Origin of the sequence: Priestia sp. SIMBA_032, from assembly GCF_046535215.1 — a bacterium.
GTDB lineage: Bacteria > Bacillota > Bacilli > Bacillales > Bacillaceae_H > Priestia > Priestia aryabhattai.
Genome location: NZ_JAWRXD010000496.1, coordinates 1 through 279, shown reverse-complemented (window position 1 = coordinate 279; position 279 = coordinate 1). Strand labels below are relative to the sequence as shown.

General features: G+C 69.2%; 1 protein-coding gene. It reads left to right on the top strand.

Annotated elements, in window-relative coordinates:
* Nucleotides 1-167: 167 nt before the first annotated feature.
* Nucleotides 168-279, top strand: a 112-nt coding sequence (locus tag SB717_RS35285) for an NAD(P)-binding domain-containing protein (protein WP_410907569.1), incomplete at its 3' end; no start/stop codon positions are given.

The following is a 279-nucleotide window of genomic DNA, read 5'->3' as shown; positions in this document are numbered from 1 at the left end:
CCAGTGGTGCGGCTGGAAGAGCGAGACGGACGCGAGCGGGAAGTACTCCGACGCGCTGGCCGAGCAGAACCGCACGGTCATCCTGACCTCGGCGGGCGTCGACCTGTGCGGCTGATCCGCTGAGAGAGGGCGGGAATGGGCATGCGACCGGCGCTGTTCCCCACCCCATGACGACTATCGGACTCATCGGATCAGGACACATCGGCTCCCAGCTCGCGCGCCTCGCGGTCGCCAACGGCTACGACGTGGTGCTCAGCAACTCCCGGGGCCCCGCGACCC